Source organism: Streptomyces sp. NPDC048436 (assembly GCF_043200355.1).
Lineage (GTDB): Bacteria > Actinomycetota > Actinomycetes > Streptomycetales > Streptomycetaceae > Streptomyces.
Map to the genome: position 1 here is coordinate 225,076 of NZ_JBICXP010000011.1, position 20,800 is coordinate 245,875.

18 protein-coding genes are annotated in these 20,800 nt (G+C 71.1%); 14 read left to right on the top strand and 4 right to left on the bottom strand.

What is annotated here, in order from left to right:
- Positions 1–147 precede the first annotated feature (147 nt).
- From ACGFX9_RS31325 to ACGFX9_RS31350, 6 genes are read left to right on the top strand one after another with little or no spacing between them, the layout of a single operon-like run.
- Positions 148–1,281 (top strand): ROK family protein, encoded by a 1,134-nt coding sequence (locus ACGFX9_RS31325; RefSeq protein WP_393480321.1) that lies wholly within the window; start codon positions 148–150, stop codon positions 1,279–1,281.
- Between the two features lie 48 nt (positions 1,282–1,329).
- Positions 1,330–2,586: an ABC transporter substrate-binding protein gene (locus ACGFX9_RS31330; protein ID WP_393480324.1), complete on the top strand. Its 1,257-nt coding sequence runs from the start codon at positions 1,330–1,332 to the stop codon at positions 2,584–2,586.
- Entirely contained in the window at positions 2,583–3,530 is a 948-nt protein-coding gene (locus tag ACGFX9_RS31335; protein ID WP_393480328.1) for a carbohydrate ABC transporter permease, read from the top strand. The genes ACGFX9_RS31330 and ACGFX9_RS31335 overlap by 4 nt, the downstream gene beginning before the upstream one ends.
- The gene (locus ACGFX9_RS31340; RefSeq protein WP_393480331.1) at positions 3,523–4,419 is read left to right on the top strand and encodes a carbohydrate ABC transporter permease; all 897 of its coding nucleotides are present in this window, start codon (positions 3,523–3,525) and stop codon (positions 4,417–4,419) included. The genes ACGFX9_RS31335 and ACGFX9_RS31340 overlap by 8 nt, the downstream gene beginning before the upstream one ends.
- A 40-nt stretch (positions 4,420–4,459) precedes the next feature.
- Complete coding sequence (locus tag ACGFX9_RS31345; RefSeq protein WP_393480335.1) at positions 4,460–5,485, top strand: Gfo/Idh/MocA family protein; 1,026 nt, start codon at positions 4,460–4,462, stop codon at positions 5,483–5,485.
- Positions 5,482–6,495: a Gfo/Idh/MocA family protein gene (locus tag ACGFX9_RS31350; protein WP_393480338.1), complete on the top strand. Its 1,014-nt coding sequence runs from the start codon at positions 5,482–5,484 to the stop codon at positions 6,493–6,495. Before ACGFX9_RS31345 ends, ACGFX9_RS31350 begins: the two co-directional genes overlap by 4 nt.
- 92 nt (positions 6,496–6,587) lie before the next feature.
- On the opposite strand, the gene ACGFX9_RS31355 is transcribed toward ACGFX9_RS31350, so the two are convergent.
- On the bottom strand, positions 6,588–8,099 hold the full coding sequence (locus ACGFX9_RS31355) for a CAP domain-containing protein (RefSeq protein WP_393480343.1): 1,512 nt from the start codon (positions 8,097–8,099) through the stop codon (positions 6,588–6,590).
- 173 nt (positions 8,100–8,272) lie between these two features.
- Between ACGFX9_RS31355 and ACGFX9_RS31360 the strand changes: the two genes are divergently transcribed.
- Positions 8,273–9,640 (top strand): radical SAM protein, encoded by a 1,368-nt coding sequence (locus tag ACGFX9_RS31360; protein WP_393480346.1) that lies wholly within the window; start codon positions 8,273–8,275, stop codon positions 9,638–9,640.
- Between the two features lie 31 nt (positions 9,641–9,671).
- Here ACGFX9_RS31360 and ACGFX9_RS31365 read toward each other — a convergent pair whose 3' ends face one another.
- The gene (locus ACGFX9_RS31365) at positions 9,672–10,301 is read right to left on the bottom strand and encodes a TetR/AcrR family transcriptional regulator (RefSeq protein ID WP_393480349.1); all 630 of its coding nucleotides are present in this window, start codon (positions 10,299–10,301) and stop codon (positions 9,672–9,674) included.
- A gap of 82 nt (positions 10,302–10,383) precedes the next feature.
- On the opposite strand from ACGFX9_RS31365, the gene ACGFX9_RS31370 reads away from it, so the two are divergent.
- The 4 genes from ACGFX9_RS31370 (at position 10,384) to ACGFX9_RS31385 (ending at position 13,802) form a co-directional block, all read left to right on the top strand.
- Complete coding sequence (locus ACGFX9_RS31370; protein WP_393480352.1) at positions 10,384–11,421, top strand: saccharopine dehydrogenase NADP-binding domain-containing protein; 1,038 nt, start codon at positions 10,384–10,386, stop codon at positions 11,419–11,421.
- A gap of 5 nt (positions 11,422–11,426) precedes the next feature.
- Positions 11,427–12,311, top strand: a complete 885-nt coding sequence (locus tag ACGFX9_RS31375; protein ID WP_393480355.1) for an NAD(P)H-binding protein — start codon at positions 11,427–11,429, stop codon at positions 12,309–12,311.
- A gap of 112 nt (positions 12,312–12,423) precedes the next feature.
- Positions 12,424–13,161 carry an SDR family oxidoreductase gene (locus ACGFX9_RS31380; RefSeq protein ID WP_393480485.1) on the top strand — a complete coding sequence of 246 codons (738 nt, stop codon included), beginning with the start codon at positions 12,424–12,426 and terminating at the stop codon, positions 13,159–13,161.
- Between the two features lie 86 nt (positions 13,162–13,247).
- Complete coding sequence (locus ACGFX9_RS31385) at positions 13,248–13,802, top strand: GNAT family N-acetyltransferase (protein WP_393480358.1); 555 nt, start codon at positions 13,248–13,250, stop codon at positions 13,800–13,802.
- A gap of 30 nt (positions 13,803–13,832) precedes the next feature.
- Here the strand turns inward: ACGFX9_RS31385 and ACGFX9_RS31390 are convergent, their stop codons facing one another.
- Both ACGFX9_RS31390 and ACGFX9_RS31395 read right to left on the bottom strand, forming a co-directional pair.
- Positions 13,833–15,356: an amino acid permease gene (locus tag ACGFX9_RS31390; RefSeq protein WP_393480361.1), complete on the bottom strand. Its 1,524-nt coding sequence runs from the start codon at positions 15,354–15,356 to the stop codon at positions 13,833–13,835.
- Positions 15,357–15,430: 74 nt separating this feature from the next.
- Positions 15,431–16,423, bottom strand: a complete 993-nt coding sequence (locus ACGFX9_RS31395; RefSeq protein WP_393480363.1) for a hypothetical protein — start codon at positions 16,421–16,423, stop codon at positions 15,431–15,433.
- Between the two features lie 239 nt (positions 16,424–16,662).
- Here ACGFX9_RS31395 and ACGFX9_RS31400 point away from each other — a divergent pair, with 239 nt between their 5' ends.
- Genes ACGFX9_RS31400 through ACGFX9_RS31410 form a run of 3 tightly spaced genes read left to right on the top strand, consistent with a single transcriptional unit; the run spans position 16,663 to position 20,788 of the window.
- Positions 16,663–18,135 carry an FGGY family carbohydrate kinase gene (locus tag ACGFX9_RS31400; protein ID WP_393480365.1) on the top strand — a complete coding sequence of 491 codons (1,473 nt, stop codon included), beginning with the start codon at positions 16,663–16,665 and terminating at the stop codon, positions 18,133–18,135.
- Positions 18,132–19,568: an FAD-dependent oxidoreductase gene (locus tag ACGFX9_RS31405; protein ID WP_393480368.1), complete on the top strand. Its 1,437-nt coding sequence runs from the start codon at positions 18,132–18,134 to the stop codon at positions 19,566–19,568. Before ACGFX9_RS31400 ends, ACGFX9_RS31405 begins: the two co-directional genes overlap by 4 nt.
- Positions 19,565–20,788 carry an NAD(P)/FAD-dependent oxidoreductase gene (locus ACGFX9_RS31410; protein WP_393480370.1) on the top strand — a complete coding sequence of 408 codons (1,224 nt, stop codon included), beginning with the start codon at positions 19,565–19,567 and terminating at the stop codon, positions 20,786–20,788. The genes ACGFX9_RS31405 and ACGFX9_RS31410 overlap by 4 nt, the downstream gene beginning before the upstream one ends.
- Positions 20,789–20,800 lie beyond the last annotated feature (12 nt).

The following is a 20,800-nucleotide window of genomic DNA, read 5'->3' on the forward strand; positions in this document are numbered from 1 at the left end:
CTCATCAGGGAGCTGAGGCGTGATTCCGGCCCCGCGAAGGGGGTTCCCCGCTGGTCATGGATATGCAAGTCTCCTCCTTAATCTCCGGGAGCAGCGGTTGATCCGCTGGTCAACAGGGCTGCTCCGACGCCGACATGAGGTGAAGAAGTGTTGCGGAACGGGACACGAGGGCACGATCTCGCCTCGCTGCGCCGACTGAACACCACCGTCGTGCTGCGCGCCCTGCACCGCCGCAGCCCCCAGACTCTCGCGGAGCTCGCCGCCGGCACCGGGCTCTCCCGGCCCACCGTGGAGTCCGCCGTCGAGGAGTTGGCCGCGCACGGCTGGGCGGGGGAGGCCGAACGCGAGGACGGTGAGCGCACGCCGGGCCGCCCCGCCCGGCGGTTCCGGTTCCGCGTGGAGGCGGGCCGCGTCGTCGGCGCCGACATCGGCCTGCACAAGATGGTGCTGCTCATCGCCGACCTCGGCGGGACGGTCCTCGCCGTGCACCGCGAGGACATCGACCCAGGACTTGGCGGAGCCGAGCGGCTCGGCCTTCTCCGCGAGGGCCTCGACGCCTTCCTGGAGACCCACTCCGTGCGGCGCGACGACATCCTCGCCCGCTGCGTGGGCGTACCCGGCGTCGTCGACGCGGGTGGCAGCATCACCTCCCACGTCATCCCCGAATGGTCCGGCGTCGACCTCGGTCGGCTCCTCTCCGACGGGGAGCCCGGCCACACCCTCGTCGAGAACGACGTGAACCTCGCGGTCCTCGCCGAGCGCTGGCAGGGCGCGGCCACCCTCGCCGGTGACGTCGTCTGCGTCCTGACCGGCCACCGCGTGGCGTGCAGCCTCACCATCGGAGGGCGGCTGCACCGGGGGCGCCGCGGCGGCGCGGGCGAGCTCGGTCTGCTTCCGCTGCTCGGCATGAACACCGCTCAGGACGCGCTCAGTTGGGATGACCGGCGCCCCGGCGAATCCGAGGTGGCAGCCCTCGCCCGCGCCGCGGACACCGGGGACGCGCGCGCCCTCGCCGCCGTCGCGGATTTCGCCGACCGCATCGCGCCGGGCATCGCCGCCCTCGCCCTCGCCGTCGACCCCGAGCTGGTGGTGCTGACCGGCGGCGCGACCCCGCTGGGCGGCCATCTTGTGCCGCTGATCGAGGAACGGCTCCGCCCGCTGACCCTGCACGTCCCGCGCATCGCGCTGAGCACGCTCGGCGAACAGGGCGTCGCGATCGGCGCCGTACGCAAGGCACTTGACCAGGTCGAATCCGACCTCCTGACGGATTCGGCGCCCTGAGAGACCCGTAGCGGAAGACCGAAGCGGAAGACCGAAGCGGAGGCGCTCATGCGTAGGAGAACTCTGCTGTACGGAGCGATGGTGGCGCCCCTGCTCGCCGCCTGCTCCGGCCAGAGCGACGACGGCGGGGAAAGCGGTGGCCGGACCACCCTCTCGTACGGAGTGTGGGACGTGGCCCAAGTGCCGGGGCTGCAGAAGGTGATCGACGCCTTCGAGAAGAAGAACCCCGGCATATCCGTGCGCATGGAGCTCACACCCTGGTCGAGCTACTGGACCACCCTGAAGACCGCGATGCGCGGCGGCACGGCCCCCGACGTGTTCTGGATGAACGCGGTCAACCTCCAGCTGTACGCGTCCAGCGGCGTCCTTGAGCCCCTGAGCGGACACATCAAGAGCGACGCGACGCCCGTGGACCGGCACCCCGCGTCGCTCGTGAAGATCTACGCCTATCAGGGCGAGCAGTACGGCATTCCCAAGGACTTCGACACGATCGGCCTCTGGTACAATAAGGCGCTCTTCGACAAGGCGGGTATCAAGTACCCGGATGCGACGTGGACTTGGGACGACGTCCGCGACGCGGCGGCCGAACTCACCGACCCGCGCGAGCGCGTGCACGGCATAGCTGCCGAGATGGACCGCCAGGGTCAGCTCTACCCGGCCATCCATGGAGCGGGCGGTTACGTCCTCAAGGACGGGAAGTCCGGCTTCGGCGACGAGCGCTCCATCGAGGGCCTGCGCTACTGGACCGACATGATCGACCGCGGCTGGTCACCGCCGCAGAGCGCGATGGTCGAGTCCAAGGGCCGCAACCGCTACTGGTCGGAGAAGGCCGCCATGGTCTACGACCTCTCCGCGATGGCCGGGCAGATGTACGCCGTGCCCGCGCTCAAGGACCACGGCGGTGTCGCGGTCCTGCCCAAGGGCCGCGAGCGCGCCACCATCATCCACGGCCTGGCGAACGTGATTTCCGCCAAGAGCCGCAAGAAGGAGGCCGCCTGGAGGTTCGTCCACTACATGGCGGGCCGCGAGGCCGCCGAGATCCAGGCATCCGCGGGCATCACCATCTCCTCGTACGAAGGCACGCAGGATGCCTGGCTCAAGTCCATGCCCGAGTTCGACCTCAAGCACTTCATCGAGATGCAGGAGTACGCCGTGCCGTACCCGAGCTCGAAGAACACCGCGGTCTGGGAGAACCTCCAATACCCGCTCCTGGGCGCCGCGTTCAGCGGAAAGGGCGGCATCGAGAGCGCCGCCCGCACGCTGGGCGAACAGATGGGCAGGGCCCTGAAGGAGGAGCGCGCATGATGAGTGTCTTTCCCTCCACGGCGGCGGCGAAGGCGGCAGGACGCAGCAAACGGGCGGCCGGTTCCGCACCCAAGTCCCGTAGCCAGCGCGCCGCTTACCTCTTCGTTGCGCCACTCGGCATCGGCTTCGCCGTCTTCTACTTCTGGCCGCTGCTCCAGACCTTCTACTACAGCTTCACCGAGTTCGGCGCGTTCGGCGGCAACACCTGGACCGGCACCGACAATTACGTACGCGTCCTGAAGGACGTCACCGTCTGGCAGGCGCTCGGCAACACGCTGATCTACTGCCTCATCGGGCTGCTAGCCCTGCCGCTCGCCATCGGCGTCGCGGCGCTACTCAACCGGCGTGGCCTGCGCGGCGTCGCGGTCTACCGGGCCCTGTACTTCATCCCGTTCGTGACACTGCCCGTCGCCGTCGGGCTCGTATGGAACTGGCTCTACAACGGCGACTACGGCCTGATCAACGAAGTCTTCGAATGGTTCGGCGCGGACCGCCGCTACTGGGTCTCCGACCCCTCGACCGCCGTGTACGCGATCGGCACGGTGATGGTCTGGTCGACCACCGGCTACTACTTGATCATCTTCATGGCGGGCATCAAGGGAATCCCGCAGGACTACTACGAAGCCGCCGAACTGGACGGTGCCGGGCCGCTGCGGCGCTTCTTCACGATCACGCTGCCGCTGCTCAGCCCGACGATCTTCTTTGCGTCCATCATCTGCATGATCAACTCACTGCAGACCTTCGACCTCATCTACATCATGATGGCCGAGAAGAATCCGGCGATCGGCGACACCCAGTCCGTGGTGAGCCTCTTCTATAAGTGGGCCTTCATCGAGAACGCCCAAGGCGCCGCAGCCGCGCTCGCCTTCCTGCTCATGCTGATCATCGCGGCGCTGACGCTGGTGCAGTTCAGGCTGCAGAAGAGGTGGGTGCACTATGCGTGAGTCCTTGGCCCGGATGCGTGAGTCCTCCATTCGGACACGTGAGGCCTCGGCCTCGCCCGCACGTTCCCGGCGCTTCAACGCTGGTTCGGTCGCCACCCACGCCGCGCTCTCGCTCGGCGCCCTGGTGATGGTCTTCCCCTTCCTGTGGCAGCTGCTCACCTCGGCCAAGTCCTTGGCGGAGACGGCGAAGGTGCCGCCGACCTTCCTGCCCGACGCCTGGAACTGGTCGAGCTTCGAAGAGGTCTTCACCGCGCTGCCGTTCCGGGACATGCTGTTCAACAGCGTCATCAACACCGTGGGGCGCACGGTCGGCCAGCTGGTGTTCTGTTCGCTCGCGGCCTACGCCTTCGCGCGCATGCAATTCCGGGGCCGCAACGTCCTGTTCGTGCTCTTCCTCTCCGTACTGATGGTGCCGAGCTCGCTGCTCGTCCTTCCCCAGTACGACATCATCCAGCGGCTCGGCCTGCTCAACTCGGCGCCCGCGCTGTTCCTGCCGGGCATGTTCAGCGCGTTCGGGACCTTCATGCTGCGGCAGTTCTTCCTCACGCTGCCCAGGGAGCTGGAGGAGGCGGCGCGTATCGACGGCGCGGGACCGTTCCGGATCTTCTGGTCGATCATGCTGCCGCTGGTGCGGCCCGCGCTCGCCGCGCTCGCCGTCATCACCGCGATGTGGTCCTGGAACGATCTCCTGTGGCCGCTGATCGTCAACACCGACCCGGAGAAGATGCCGATCAGCGCGGGACTGACCTCGCTTGAGGGGCAGTTCGAGACCAACTTCCCCGTGATGATGGCCGGTTCGCTCATCGCGAGCCTGCCCATGCTGCTCGTCTACGTCTTCCTGCAGCGGCACTTCGTGCAGAGCGTCGCGCTCTCCGGCTCCAAGAGCTGACCCGCCGCTTCCGCAAAACCCAGGAAAGGTGACTCCCTCCATGCGACCGCTTCATATCGGCCTGCTCGGCGCGGGCGGCATCGCTCGCGCCCATCTGCCCGGCTGGCTGGAACTGGGTGCGCGCGTCAGTGTGTACACCGTCGACGGCTCGGCTCAGAAGCTCGCCGCCGAGTATGCGGGCCACGACGTCACCGCCGTGCCCGGCCTCGAAGGACTGCTCGCCGACTGCACGGCCGTCGACATCTGCACCCCCACCCCCACCCACAAGGAACTCGCCCTCGCGGCCGTCGCCGCCGGGCGGCACGTCGTCTGCGAGAAGCCCCTCGCGCTGAACACGCGCGACGCCGAGGAGGTCGCGGCAGCGGCCGAAGCGGCGGGCGTCCAGCTGCACCCCGCCCATGTCGTGCGCTACTTCCCCGCATACGCGGCGATGCAACAGGCCGTGGCGCGGGGCGAGTTGGGTGACCTCGCGGTCCTGCGGTTCACCCGGGGCGGTGCCCGCCCGAAGTGGGCGCCCTGGTTCGGTGACCCCGCCAAGTCCGGCGGCGTGATCATGGACCTGATGGTGCACGACATCGACATCGCCCGCTGGACCGCCGGTGAGGTCGTCCGCGTGCACGCACAGACCCGTGGCGTCGAGCACGCCACGGGCGGCGCGGAACCCGACGTCCTCTCCGCCACGGCCGTCCTCACCCACGCCTCCGGCACGGTCAGCCACATCACCGGCCTGTGGGGCCTCCCGGACCAGCAGTTCCGTACGACGTTCCGGATCGCGGGAGGCGACGGGCTGCTGCGGCACGACTCCACGGCCGTGCCCGGCTACCGAGTCACCGCGCAAGGGATACGCGCCGCCAACGAGGGCATCCCGGCGAGCCCGATGACGGAGAGCCCCTACCTGGCCGAGCTGCGCGAGTTCGCGGCTTCGTGGGAGGAGGGCGGCGGCGCGCCGCGGGTGAGCGCGCGGGACGGTATCGAGGCGGTGCGGATCGCCGAGGCGGCGGTCGAGTCGAGTCGTACGGGCCGGGCGGTAGAGCTCCGGACGAGTACTGAGGAGGTCACGCGATGAAGGTCGCCGTGCTGTCGTTCGCCCATGTCCACGCGGCCGGATATCTGCGGCTCCTTGCCCGGATGCCGGGCATCGACGTCATCGGCAGCGACCCGGACACCGCGTCGGCCGCGCCCGGCGAGGTGCGGGGGCGCGCGTTCGCCGATGAACTGGGGGTCGCGTACGCGCAGACGTACGAGGAGGCCTTCGCCTGGGGCCCTGACGCGGTGATCGTCTGCTCCGAGAACGCGCGGCACCGCCCGCTGGTGGAGCTTGCGGCCTCCCACAGCGTGGACGTCCTGTGCGAGAAGCCGCTCGCGACGACGGTGGCGGACGGCGAGGCGATGCTCGCCGCGTGCCGCGCCGCCGGTGTCCGGCTCGCGGTCGCCTTCCCGGTCCGCTTCAGCCCCGCGTACGCGGCCGTCAAGGCGGCCGTGGCGTCGGGCGATGCGGGCCGGGTCCTGACGGTGTCCGGCGCGAACAACGGTGCCATGCCGACCCGGACGCGGCGCTGGTTCGCCGATCCCGAACTGGCGGGCGGCGGCGCCCTGATGGACCACACGGTCCATATAGCCGACCTCCTGGACGACCTCTTCGGCGAGGCCCGCCCCGTCGACGTATACGCGCAGACGAACAACCTCATGTACGAGGGTGAGGTCGACGCCGAGACCAGCGGCCTGGTCACGGTGACGTACGACAACGGCGCCGTGGCCACGATCGACTGCAGCTGGTCCCACCCGCGTTCCCACCACTCCTGGGGCGGCCTCGAACTCACCGTCGTCGGTGAGCGGGCGACCCTGGAGATGGACGCCTTCGACCAGTCGGTCCACGGCTACAGCGAGCGCCACCGCCGGGGGCTCGAACTGCCCTTCGGGGCCGACCTGGACGAGCGGATGCTGCGGGCGTTCCTGTACGGGCCGGGCGAGGGTGGCATGGAAGTGGCCGATGGCGAGGGCGGGCTGCGGACGCTGAAGATCGTGGCGGCGGGTTACGCGTCGGCCCGGAGCGGGGTTCCGGTGGCGGTGGGGTGATCGCCGTCCAACGTGGCCGGGCTGCTCGGCGGAGAGCCTCTGCCAGCTCCTCTGTCGGCTCCTCTGTCGGCTGACGAGCCGCTCTCCGCTTCTCAGCCGCCGAAGAGCTGGGTCCAGTACGTCCCCGCCGAGCCGCCGCCCGCGAAGCCGACGCCGAGGTGGGTGAAGGAGGGCTTGAGGATGTTGGCCCGGTGGCCGGGGCTGTTCATCCAGCCGTCCACCACCTCGGCCGGCGAGCGCTGCCCGCAGGCGATGTTCTCGCCGATCGCGCGGTGCGTGCTGCCCGCGGCGGACGCGCGGTGCCAGGGTTCACCGCCCTCGGGCGAGGTGTGGGAGTAGAAGGCGCGGGCGACCATGTCCGCGCTGTGGCCCTGCGCTGCCACGGTCAGGAGCGGGTCGGGGGAGAGGGGGCGCAGCCCGGCCGCCGTCCGCTCGGAGTTGGTGAGCCGCAGCACGGCGGAGGCCCAGTCGCCGAGCCCCTGCGGCGTCAACGGGGTGGCCCACAGCGCCGTCCAGTAGACGTCCGCGGAGCCCGGGCCGACGGTGTGGGCCACGCCGACCTGCGTGTACGCGCGGTCCTGCACCGTACGGCGCGTCTGCTCGCCCGAGAGGCAGTACTCCACGAAATCGGCGGGCGTGCGCGGGCCGGAGACCAGATGCTCGCCGATGGCCAGGTAGGCGTACCCGCCGGCGATGACGCGCTGGTAGAGCGACGTACCGTCCGCGCTCTCCGAACTGAGCCGGCCTCGCGCCGCCATGGCCGCGGCGTGCGCGCCCGCGGCGGCGGTGAGGCGAGCGTCGAGGACGACGGGAGGCGCGCCTGCCGACGCCCGCGCGGCGTTGACCAGCGGGAGGAAACCATCAGGGGCCGCACTGGTCGGCGCCGCCCTTGGCCGCCCGGCAGCGTTCCCTGGTGCTCCGGTAGCGGACCCCGGTTGCCGGGCAGCGCTCCCCGGTGCTCCGGCAATGGACCCCGGCCGCCCGCCAGCGTTCCCTGGTGCTCCGGTAGCGGGCCCCGGTTGCCCGCCAGCGACCCCCGGCGATCCAGCAGCACCCCCCGGCCGCCCGGCAGCGACGCCAGCCATCCCCGGCCCCCCGCCAGCCGCCCCCGGCCCCCCGCCCCCCTCCTCCGCCACATCCACCCCGAAGTCGCGTGCCACCCCCGCGAGCCCGTCCGCGTACCCCTGGCCGATGGCCCGCAGTTTCCATCCCCGGCCGCGGCGGTAGATCTCGGCGAGCAGCAGCACCGTCTCGCGGTCGGGGCGCTGCGGTGTGAAACGGGCCACGGGCCGGCCGTCGGGCCCCCGCACCTGGAGCGCGATGGCGGGCAGCCGGCCCAGGGGAGTGCCCGGCTCGGCGGGGCTGACGGCCACGGTGACGCGGCTGGCCCCCGCGCGCAGGCGCCCCGCGTCGACCGTCACCGTGTCGCCCTGGAGCCGGGCGCCGGGGGCTGCCGGCTGGTTGTAGAACACGAAGTCGCCGTCGCCCGCGACCTTCCCGCTGTCGCCGGTGACGATCACGGACAGGTCGAAGGGGCCGGGCACCCGGAAGGTGACGGCACCGTCCGGCAGCGGCACATTCCCCCCGGCGACCAGCTCGTTCATGCCAGGACAACGCGAGGCAGCCACCGCCAGGTTCCCGGCCCCCCCCGGGCAGGTACCGCCTCAGGGCGGAGGGCGACCGAGACCGGAGGCGGATCCGCGCCGGAAAAGGCACGTATTAGCGTGGGGGGCACGGGAAAGCACAATTCACCGACAGGATCCGAGGTGCCCGGCAGATGGCAAGCCGCAGCGAGAGCCGTACCCAGCTCGTCGAAGGACTCATGGAGCGGTTCCCGCAGGTGCCGCGGGAGGCGGTGATCAAGGAGGACCTGCTCAGGGGAGGCATGGCCTTCGACGAGTCCGCGCTCAGCGACAACGAGGGGGGCGAGGTCAAGCCGAAGTCGTACTTCATCTTCTCCTTCGACCACAGCACCCTGCCCGAGCTCGGCGCCGCCGCCCTGCGCCGCCCGCCCGAGGAGATCGTCCTCACCGGCGGCCCCTACGACCTGCGCCGCACAGTCGTCTCCGTCCGCGTGAACCCCTCGTCGCCCTACCGCGTGGCCGCCGACGACCACGGAGTACTCGGCCTCTACCTCGACGGCGTACGCATCTCCGACGTGGGCCTGCCGCCGATGCCGGACTACTACCGGCACACGCTTGAGAACGGCAAGTCCGTGATGGAGGTGGCGCCCACCATCCAGTGGGGCTACCTCATCTATCTGACGGTCTTCCGCGTCTGCCAGTACTTCGGCGCCAAGGAAGAGTGCGGGTACTGCGACATCAACCACAACTGGCGCCAGCAGAAGGCGGCGGGCCGCCCCTACACGGGCGTGAAGCCGATGGACGAGGTCCTCGAAGCCCTCGCCATCATCGACAAGTACGACACCGCGAAGTCCTCCACCGCGTACACGCTCACCGGTGGCGCCATCACCACGCGGCTCCAGGGCAAGGACGAGGCCGACTTCTACGGCCAGTACGCGAAGGCCATCGAGGAGCGCTTCCCCGGCCGCTGGATCGGCAAGGTCGTCGCCCAGGCGCTGCCGAAGGCGGACGTGCAGCGCTTCCATGACTACGGCGTACGGATCTACCACCCCAACTACGAGGTGTGGGACCCGTACCTCTTCGAGCGGTACTGCCCCGGCAAGGAGCGCTACGTCGGCCGCGACGAGTGGCACCGCCGCATCCTGGACTCCGCCGAGGTCTTCGGGCCGCGCAACGTCATCCCGAACTTCGTGGCGGGCGTCGAGATGGCGGAGCCCTTCGGGTTCAAGACGGTCGGCGAGGCCATCGACTCCACCGTCGAGGGCCTGCAGTACTTCATGTCACGCGGCATCACCCCCCGCTTCACCACGTGGTGCCCGGAGCCGACGACCCCGCTGGGCAAGGCGAACCCGCTGGGCGCCCCGCTGGAGTACCACGTGCGGCTGCTTGAGGCGTACCGCGCCACGATGGAGGCCAACGGGCTTTCCTCGCCGCCCGGTTACGGCCCCGCCGGGCCGGGGCGTGCGGTGTTCTCCGTCTCGTCCTTCATGGACAGTCTCGCGCCGGACGCTGCCGCCCCCGAGGACCAGGTGACCGAAAGCGCAGTTCCCGAGAGGGCCTGAGGACTGAAGTCTGAGGTCTGAGGGCTGAGGCCTAAGGCCGGGCAGCCAGCGCCGCCAGAAGTCGCTCCGTCTCCGCCGTCACCGAAGTGAGGGCGGCGGCGGGGTCAGGGGCGCGGGCAAGCAGCATGCCCGCCTCGCACAGTGCGCCGAACATCAGCTGGCAGCGCACGTCCATGTCCCCGCCGTCGCCGAAGTGGCCCTCCGCTGCCGCCGCGCGCATTCCGCCCGACAGCACCCGCAGCGTATGGGCGTATTCGATCTCGCGGACGGTCTCCCAGCCGAGCACCGAGGGCGCGTCCAGGAGCACCACGCGCCGGAACCCCGGGTCCAGGCAGTGCTCAAGGAAGCGTCGGCAGCCGCGCCCGAGCGCGGACCAGGCGTCGGGTTCCTCGGCCGCGGCGCGCTCCAACTCCGCGGCGATCTCCTCCTGTTCGCGGACGAACACCGCGTGGAAGAGGGCCGCCTTGCCCGCGAAGTGGTGATAGGCCGCGCCTTTGGTGACCCCGGCGGCGGCCGCCACGGCGGCGATCGACGTGGTCGCGTAGCCGCCTTGGCCGAAGAGCTCCTGGGCCGCGGTGATCAGCTGCGCGGTGGTCGCGTCGGAGCGTTCCGCCTGTGTGCGGTGGGCAGTTGAGCGCTCGGACGGCGCTGGCGGGATCACGGCCGACTCCTCTTGACGAACATACTCAGGGTACGTAGGTTCCGCCCCAGTTGCATACCTTCGGTATGGAAGCGAGTTGAGCATGACAAAGTCGCTCTTCGCAATCTACGGATCCTACGGCCACACGGGACGCCTCGTGGCGACCGAACTCCGCGACAGGGGTGCGGAGTTAATCCTTGTGGGCAGGAACCCCGAGGCGTTACGCACCCTGGCCGTCGAGCTGGATGCCGGGGACCAGGTGCGCACCCGCACCGCCTCGGTCGACGACGCCGCCGCGCTGCGCGAGGTGATGACGGCCGCCGACGTCGTCATCCAGTGCGCGGGCCCCTTCGCCGTCACCGGCGCACCCCTCGCCACGGCCGCAGCCGAAGCCGGCTGCCACTACATCGACCACGCCCTCGAACCCCACCACGTGAAAGGAGTCTTCGACTCGGCGCAGGCAGCGGCACAGCGCACCGGGACCGTGATGGTCCCAAGTCTCAGCTTCTACGGAGGACTTGGCGATCTCCTCGCGGGAGCGGTGGCGGACGGCATCGCGGACATCGACCGGATCGTGGTCGCGTACGCCGTGAACGGCTGGCGCCTGACCACCGGCGCCAAGAACACCGCGACCCACCTCTTCGCCGAGACCGAACGGCTCACCTTCAGCGACGGCACCCTGCACGCGGGTTACGTCGAACCACGCAACGCCGTCTTCCCCTTCCCGCCTCCGCTGGGCCCGCGCACGATGATCGCGCCGTTCCCGTCGAGCGAGGTCGTGACGCTGCCGCGCCATGTCCCGGTCCGTAACGTGGACTTGATGCTCAGCACCAGCGCCTTCGAGGCGAAGGAAGCGTTCGAGAGCGAGCACATCGGCGCCGCCGACCGGGCGGCCACCGACTTCACCATCGCCGTCCAGGTGATCGGGGAAGGGGGCAGCGCGGCAGGGCAGCTGACCGGCCAAGACCTGTGGCGGGCCGGTGCGCTCGCCTCTGTGGAGGGGGCGGTACGGATCGCGGAGGGGCGGGGCCCGGCGAAGACCGGGGTCATCGCACCAGGGGAGGCCTTCTCGGCGGAACCCTTCCTGCGCGAGCTCGAACGGCAGGGCGCGTTCACGCTCACGCTGCGCGGAGAGGAGTGAGCGGGATGCCGTCGAACGAACCGGTCCTCGTCACCGGAGCCGCGGGCGGACAGCAGGGCTCCACCGGCCGCCATGTGGTGCGGCTGCTTCTCGAACGCGGTCAGGCGGTACGTGCCTTCGTGCGCACCGACGACGAACGTGCCGCCGCACTGCGGAAGATGGGCGCGGAGGTGGCAGTCGGCGATCTGCGCGAGATCACGGATGTACTCGCGGCGGTACGGGGCGTGCGGCGCGCGTTCTTCACCTATCCGGTGACCGACGGCCTGCTCGACGCGGCAGGGGCGTTCGCGGCGGCGGCTCGGCGCGAGGGGCTCGAACGCGTCGTAGAGGTGTCCCAGCTGGCCGCCGCTCCCGACGCGGGGACGCCCCGGATGCGGCAGCACTGGGTCGCCGAGGAGGTCTTCGACCGGGCCGGGGTCGGGGCGCTGCATCTGCGTGCAGGCGTCTTCTTCGAGAACCTGGACTTCCTGGTACGGGCGGGCGCCGGCCGCGAACTCGCGATGCCCCTCGGCTCCCTGGACACGGTGCTTCCGCTTATCGCGGGGGCGGATGTGGCGCGGGTGGGCGCGGGGCTCCTGGCGGATCCGGCGCCGGACCGCCCGGATCCGGTGGTGCTCCTGACCGGACAGGTCATGACCGTGGGGGAGGTCGTGGAGACGTACGGCGGGGGCCTGAAGTACGTGGACGTGCCGCCCGAGGAGTGGCGGGAGCGCGCCATGGAGCTGTACGGCGGCGACGCGCATGTGGTGGCCCACCTGGACAAGCTGTGGGAACTGTTCCGGTTGATCGGCTCGCACCATGAGCTGTACGAGGTGACTCCGTCGATCGAGCGGTTCGGGGGGAGGGAGCCGGGGACGCTGGCCGGGTTCGTGCGGGGGCGGGTGGGCTAGACCGCCGGACGAGCCAGAAGTCAGCCCCGGTTTCGGGAAGGGGCGGGGTTGGGGAATGATCGATCAAACGGAAACGGCAGCCCAGCCCAACCCCGCCCCTCCGGAGGACCACGTGCGACACCACCCCGTCACGGCAGTGACCGGCGGCAGCCGCGGCATAGGCGCGGCCATCTCCACCCGCCTCGCCGCGGACGGCCACCACATCGCCCTCGGCTACCACTCGGACGCCGAAGCCGCCGAGAAGGTGGCCGCGGAAGTCCGCGCGGCAGGCGCCCGCTGTGTCACCGTCCGGATGGACACCGCCGACGAGGCGGACGTCGACCGCCTCTTCGAGACCGCAGCCGCGGAGCTCGGCCCCGTCACGGGTCTTGTCAACAACGCCGGGGTCGGCGCCCCGGTGGGCCCCCTCGCCGAAGCCGACGCCGCGGCCATGCGCCGCGCCCTCGACGTGAACGTACTCGGCTATCTCCTCTGCGCCCGTCGCGCGATCCGCGACATGACGCGGAACGGCACCGGCGGCGTCATCGTGAACATCTCCTCCGCGGCGGCGACCCTCGGCGCCCCCGGCGAGTACGTCCACTACGCCGCCGCCAAAGGCGCCGTCGACACGATGACGGTCGGCCTGTCGAAGGAGGTCGCGGCGGACGGCATCCGCGTCAACGCCGTCGCCCCCGGCGTGATCTGGACCGAGTTCCACGCCGACCCCGAGCGCCCGGCGAAGCTCGCCGCGGGCATCCCCCTCGGCCGCTCGGGCCAACCCGAGGAGATCGCGGCGGCCGTCTCCTGGCTGCTCTCGGACGAGGCCTCCTACGCCACGGGCACGATCCTGCGCGTCGCGGGCGGCAGGTGAGCGGAGCGATGAGCCGAGCCGTGAGCCGAGCGGTGAGCTGCGCCGTACGAGACGCCCGCGCCCGCCGCACTCCCTAGGCTTTGCGCATGATCACCGAAACGGCCCGCATCGCCCCCGACGTCGTCATGCGCCCCGCCGCCATGGAGGACGCGGACGGCCTGGCCCGCGCCCGGCTGCGAAACCGCGCCCATCTGGACCGATGGGAGCCCGTCAGGGCCGAGGACTACTTCACCTCGCGGGCGCAGGCCGCCCGGCTCCGTGTCCAGCTTGAGGAGAGCCGGGCCGGGCGGATGGCGCCCTGGGTCCTTGACCGCGAGGGGGAGATCGTCGGCGCGCTCACCCTGTCGGCCATCGCCCTGGGGCCCTTCCGCAGCGGCACCCTCGGCTACTGGATCGACGCGGACCACATCGGCCGCGGCCTCGCCACCGCCGCCGTCACTCGGGCCTGCGAGGCCGCCGACACCGAGCTCGGCCTGCACCGCGTCGAGGCCAACACCCTCCTCGACAACGTCCCCTCGCAGCGCGTCCTCACCAAATGCGGCTTCGAGGAATACGGTGTCGCGCCGGAGTACCTGCACATCAACGGCGCCTGGCGCGACCACCGGCTCTTCCAGCGGATCCTCAACGACCGCCGCCCCTGAGCGAACCCTGGGGCGCACGGCCGCCGGGACTCAGACGATGTCCTCCGCGATCTCAGCCTGCTCCCGCTCAGATCCGTACGCGGAGGGAGTGCTGTAGGAACGCCTCGCCACGAACCACCACACCGTGGCGAGGATCAGCACCACGGCGAGCGCGATCGAGGCGTAGTTCATCGTGTCGACCGTCACCGGTGAGGCCTGCGGCAGGCAGAACAGCACCGTCACGAACACCACCCAGACCACGGCCACCCAGCCGATCGGCTTGCTCCAGCGGCCCAGGTTCCACGGGCCCGGCTTGAAGCGGTCGCCCGCCCGCAGCCGCAGATAGATCGGGATGGCGTACGCCGGTGTGATGCCGATGACGTTGATGGCGGTCACGGCCGTGTACGCCGTCGCCGAGTACAGGGACGGCAGGGCGATCACCGCGGCCAGACCGACCGAGAGCCACACCGCGGGCACCGGGACCTGGGTGCGGGAGCTGACCTTGCGCCACACCTTGGAGCCGGGCAGCGCGTTGTCACGGCTGAACGCGAACACCATGCGGCTGGCCGCCGCGGTCTCGGCGTTGCCGCAGAACAGCTGCGCCATGATCACTATGAGCAGCAGGGCCGTCGCGCCGGACTCGCCGATGGCGTCGATCATGATCTGGGCGGGCGGCACGTCGGCCTCCTGTGTGCCCGCGTAGTCCTGGATGGCGAACGTGAGCCCCGCGAGCAGGATGAAACCGGCTATCCACGAGGCCCAGATGGCGCGCACGATGCCGCGCGCCGCGGACACCGAGGCGTTGGAGGTCTCCTCCGAGAGGTGCGCGGACGCGTCGTACCCGCAGAAGGTGTACTGCGCGAGGAGCAGACCGATCGCCGTCACGTAGAGCGGGTTGTCCCACCCGGTGTGGTTGACGAACTCGCCGAAGACGAACGACGGCGACTGGTGGTGGTCCGGGACGATGGCGAGGACACCCACGATCACGGCGACACCGCCCACGTGCCACCACACACTGATCGAGTTGAGCAGACTCACAAGGCGTACGTTGAACAGGTTCAGGACGGCGTGCAGCAGCAGGATGCAGAGGAAGATCAGGAAGGTCTTCTCCGGCGTCGGCGTGAAGCCGAACTTCAGGTTCAGGAACGCCCCGGTGAAGAGCGCCGCGCCGTAGTCGATGCCCGCGATCGCGCCGAGCAGGCCGAGGAGGTTCAGCCAGCCCGTGTACCAGCCCCAGCGGCGCCCGCCGAGCCGGTCCGCCATGTAGTACAGGGCCCCGGAGGTCGGGTAGGCGCTGGTGACCTCGGCGAGTGCGAGGCCGACAAAGAGCACGAAGAGGCCGACACCCGCCCAGCCCCAGAGCATCACGGCGGGGCCGCCGGTGCCGAGCCCGAACCCGTACAGGGTCATGCAGCCCGAGAGGATCGAGATGACGGAGAAGCTGATGGCGAAATTGCCGAATCCGCCCATCCGGCGCGCCAGGACCGGCTGGTAGCCGAGCTCCCTGAGCCTTTGTTCCTCGTCGGGCAGTGGTGCTGAGGTCGAGGCGGGGCTCGACCAGGTGGTGCGGGACACGGATGTACCTCCGTCGGGGAGCGGTGGGTCGGGGAGCGGGTGGTGCTGACTGGGGAAGGCCGCGGGCGGTGGCCTCAGTCCGGATCGGGTAAGGCGCTGATGCAGCGCGTACGTGCCTGCATGAATGCCTCGGCCGCCGCCTCCGCGTCACCGGGCGTCCGCGTGCGGTACGTCCACGGGGCGACGGTGTAGAACGGGTCGAGGACCTCGAACACCCGGACCGCGTCCTGGAACTGGTGCGCGCCCCACAGTGCGTGCGCCAGATGGCTGAGGTCGAGGAGCGAGGTCGCCGCGGGCAGCGCGTGTTCGAACCACAGGTGCAGCGCGCGTAACGCGGACCGTGTCGCGTCCTCCCCGATCCAGTGCAGGTCCAGGGCGTTCTCGCTGCCGCCGTCCTTGCGGTACCGCTCGACGCGCACATACAGGGGCAGTACGTGGAGTGCCGAGCCCGTGTGTGCCGAACCCGACGCCCAGTGGGCGAAGTTGACCGCTTCGGTGAGTGGCCCTCCGGGGCGGCGGGTGTACGCGAACTGCAGCATCCGGTGGTAGGCCTCGCGGTTGCCCGGGTCGCGCTTGTCGGCCTCGGCGAGGAGATGCCAGGGGCCGGGGAACAGCATCGGCTCGGGGGCGGGCACCCGGTGCTCGTCCCAGCGCTGGCCCTTGTCGAGCTGGGCGAGGGCCAGCAGGCAGACCCACGGCACGGGATCCTCGGGCGACATGTCGATGGCCGCCCCGCACGCCGTCGCCGCCTCGCGCCACAACTCGTTGGTGTGGCGGTGTCCGGCGCGGTGGGCGCGCAGGGTCCGCTCGACCAGGACCCTGGTGTGCAGGACGGTGGCCGAAGCGCTGTGCGGCTCCTCGGCGAGCCAGGACCTGACCACGTCGGAACCCGCGACGGCGGCCGCCAGGATCTGTGTGCGCTGCGTCCAGAGTCCCCAGTCGGGCGTGGAGTCGAGCAGGTTGCGCGTCGACACCCAGCGGCCTGTCTTGAGGTCCTGGAGCACGGCGCGCAACTGTTCGTCGTGGCCCGCCGGGTGGTACACGGGGCGGCCTGACGGATTGGGCATGAATCCTCTGTGGGGGAGGGGCGGCGGGAAGGGGGCTTGAACTGGCCTATGACGTAAAGATGTTGCTCGGCGGTCAGTGTAGATCTGTAACTTCCGTTTCCAGGGCGGTTCGTGGATCTTTTGGAATCGACTTGTGTCCAACTCGGCGCGCCGGGTGGCCATTTGGGGCGAGGTGGGGGCGGAACGGACGCACGAGGGGGCTCTTGACGCCTTCCTGGCCGCTGTTGCACGCTTCCGCGGTGATCACGAATGGCGGCGGTCCCCGCGGCGAGGCTGTCCTCGCCATCGACCAGGGCACGTCCGGCACCAAGGCTCTCGTCCTCTGCCCGGAACGCGGAGTGATCGGCTCCGGCGCCGCTCCCGTACGTCCGCGCCACCTCCCCGGCGGCCTGGTGGAGGTCGATCCGGCCGCGCTGCTGGCTTCGGTCGTCGACGCGGGACGCCGCGCCCTGGCCGACGCGGGGGAGCCGGTCGCAGCGGTCGGCCTCGCCAACCAGGGGGAGACGGTGCTGGCCTGGGACCCCGTGTCGGGCCGACCGCTCACCGATGCGATCGTGTGGCAGGACCGGCGAGCGGAACCTCTGTGCGCGGAACTCGCCCCGTACGCAGACGAGTTGAAGGACCTGACGGGACTCCCTCTGGACCCCTACTTCGCGGCGCCCAAGATGGCCTGGATACGACGCCACCTCACCCGGGAGGGCGTCGTCACCACCAGCGACGCCTGGCTGGTGCACCGGCTCACGGGTGAGTTCGTCACCGACGCGGCGACCGCGGGGCGCACCCAGCTCCTCGACCTGGACGACGTCACCTGGTCACCGCGCGCACTGGACGTCTTCGGTCTCGCCGACGAGCGACTGCCGCGCGTCGTCGACGCGGCGGGCCCGGTCGGCACCACAAAGGCCTTCGGCCCTGAACTCCCGTTGACCGGCCTGCTCGTCGACCAGCAGGCCGCGCTGCTCGCCCAGGACGTCACCGAACCCGGTACCGCCAAGTGCACATACGGAACAGGGGCGTTCCTGCTCGCCCAGACCGGCTCCCGCCCCCGCCGAGGCGGATCGGGCCTTGTCAGCTGTGTGGCCTGGCGGCTGGATGGGCAGAGCAGCTACTGCCTCGACGGGCAGGTCTACACCGCCGCGTCCGCCGTCCGCTGGCTCACGGACCTCGGGGTGATCGAAGGGGCCGCGGACCTCGACCTGGTGGGCTCGGCGGTGCCGGACGCGGGTGGCGTCACGTTCGTCCCCGCGCTCGCCGGACTCGCCGCCCCCTGGTGGCGCGGCGATCTGCGCGGCTCGATCACCGGGCTCGGCCTCGACACGGCCCCCGGCCATCTGGTCCGCGCCCTGTGCGAGGGCATCGCCGCCCAGGTCGCCGCCCTCGCCGACGCGGTCGCCGCAGACCTGGGCGAGCCCCTGACGAGCCTGCGGGTCGACGGCGGTCTGACACGCTCGGCGCTGCTCATGCAGACCCAGGCCGACCTGCTCCAAATCCCCGTCGAAGTCTCCGCGTTGCCCGATGTCACGGCACTCGGCGTGGGGGTCGTCGCCCGCATGGGCCTCGACCCGAAGCTGGCGGTTCGGGACGTGGTCCCGCAGTGGCGGCCTTCCACCGTGTACGAGCCGAAGATCGACGCCACGCGGGCCGCCGAACGGCTCGGCGGCTTCCGCTCGGCGGTCGCAGGACTCCTCGACCGAGCGCCCGCGCCGTCGTCATGACGGTCACCACCAAGGGCCCGCTCCCTTCGGAGACGTATGACGTGACCGTCGTCGGTGCCGGGGTGGTCGGCTCGGCCATCGCCCGCGAACTGGCCAGGCACCACGGCATCCGGGTCGCCCTGGTCGAAGCCTCCGGCGATGTCGGCGACGGCACGTCGAAGGCCAACACCGCCATCCTGCACACCGGTTTCGACGCCGTGCCCGGCTCCCTGGAGTCCCGCCTCGTACGCGAGGGCCGCCACCTGCTCGCCGCGTACGCCGCCCGGTCCGGGATCCCCGTCGAACCGGTCGGAGCGCTGCTCGTGGCCTGGGACGAGGAACAACTGGCCGCGCTGCCGGACCTGTTGGAGAAGGCCGGACGCAACGGCTATGACAAGGCCCGGATCATCGGCGCCGACGAGGTGCGGGCCCGTGAATCACACCTGGGTGAGGGGGCGCTGGGGGCGCTGGACGTCCCCGGCGAGTCCATCATCTGCCCCTGGACGACGACCCTCGCGTACGCCACCCAAGCCGTCCGCGGAGGAGTGGATCTTCACCTGAACTGCCGCGTGGACAAAGCGAGTTCCGCGTCGAGGGGCGGCTACCGCGAACTGTCCACGCCCCGCGGCGCCCTACGCACCCGTTACCTCGTCAACGCCGCGGGACTGCACGCCGACACCCTCGACCGGCGGCTGCTCGGGCGGAGCGAGTTCACCGTGACCCCGCGCCGCGGCCAGCTCATCGTCTTCGACAAGCTCGCCCGCGACCTGGTCCGCCACATCCTCCTGCCGGTGCCGACCGCACTCGGGAAGGGGGTCCTGGTCGCACCGACCGTCTACGGGAACGTCCTTCTGGGCCCCACCGCCGAGGAGTTGGACGACAAGAGGGCCACGGGCACGACCCAGGACGGCCTCGCCGGACTGCGCTCCAAGGGCCGGCGGATCCTGCCCGAGTTGCTGGACGAGGAGGTCACCGCGGTCTACGCAGGGCTGCGGGCGGCCACCGAGCACGACGACTACCAGATCCACGGCTCACCGCAGGAGCGGTACATCACCGTCGGCGGCATCCGCTCCACCGGCCTCACCGCGTCGATGGCCATCGCGGAGTACGTCGTCGGTCTCCTCGCCGAGGCATCGGGCCCCGACCTCGACCTCTCGGTGGCAGGGGACCTGGACCCCATCCGCATGCCGAACCTCGGGGAGGCGTTCCCCCGCCCCTACGAGCGCGCCGACCTCATCGCCACCGATCCCGCGTACGGGAGCATCGTCTGCCACTGCGAAAGGGTGACCCGCGGGGAGATCAGGGACGCCCTCATCAGCACGGTCCCGCCCGGCTCGCTGGACGGCCTGCGGCGCCGGACCAGGGCCAGGGGCGGGCGGTGCCAGGGGTTCTACTGCGGGGCCACGGTGCGTGAACTCTTCGACGGGTGGGGCGAGTCGGGGGCGGCGCGATGAGGCGGCAGCGGAGCGTGGACGTACTCGTCGTCGGCGGCGGACCCGCGGGGCTCACCGCGGCCGAGAGCCTCGCCGCCTCGGGTGCGGGCACGGTGGAGGTCCTCGAACGCGAGGCACGGGCAGGCGGGGTGCCGCGCCACTGCGACCACGGTGGATTCGGGCGCTGGGGCGTGACGGGGCCGCAGTACGCGGCGCGGCTCGTCGAGGGCGCGCTGGGCGCGGGCGCGGTGGTGCGGACCGGGGTGAGCGCCACGGGGTGGGCGGGGCCGCTCTCCGTGGACACGACGGGGCCGCACGGCCTGGAGCGGATCACCGCGCGCACCGTGATCCTGGCCACGGGCGCGCGGGAGCGGCCGAGGGCGGCGCGGCTCGTGGCGGGGACGCGCCCGGCGGGGGTCCTGACCACGGGGGAGCTCCAGCAGGCGGTGCATGTCTACGGGCAGGAGGTCGGTACCCGGGCGGTGGTCGTGGGTGCGGAGCCGGTGAGCTACGCGGCGCTGTCCGCTCTGAGCCGCGCGGGCGTGGAGGTCGCCGCGCTCGTCACGGAGGAGGCGCGGGCCCAGGTGGGATGGGCGCGGGCCGCGGTGACCCGGCTGGGGATGGCGGGGGTACCGCTGGTGACCGGGGCGGTGGTGGCCGAACTCCTGGGGCGGGGGCGCCTTTCGGGGGTGCGGCTGCGGCGAACCGACGGCAGGGAGAGCGTGCTCGCCTGCGACACGGTGGTGTTCACCGGGGACTTCGTTCCCGACCACGAGCTGGCCCGGCGCGGGGGCGTGGAGCTGGACCCCGGGACGCGCGGACCGGCCGTGGACGGTTCGTTCCGCACGGCCTCGCGGGGCGTCTTCGCGGCGGGCAGCGCGGTGCACGCGGTGGAACCGGCTCGGGTGGCCGCGGGGGAGGGGCTGCGGGTCGCCGACGCCGTGCGGGGATATCTCGGGGGCGCGGGGTGGCCTTCCGACACGGTGCCGGTGCTCGTCGACTCCCCTCTGCGCTGGGTGGCACCGAACCGGCTCGTGTCCGGCGCTCCCGGGGGCCGCTTCGTCCTGCGGACTGCGGAGGCGCTGGTCTGGCCTGTCCTGCTGGTCACGCAGGGCGAGCGGAGCCTGTACCGGGGACGGGTCAGGCGGAGGGTTCTGCCTAACCAGGGGTTGTATCTCTCGGGGGACTGGGTCGGGGCGGTTGATGCGGAGGGCGGGGCGGTGCGGGTGGCTGTCGGCTAAGTCTGAATCGCG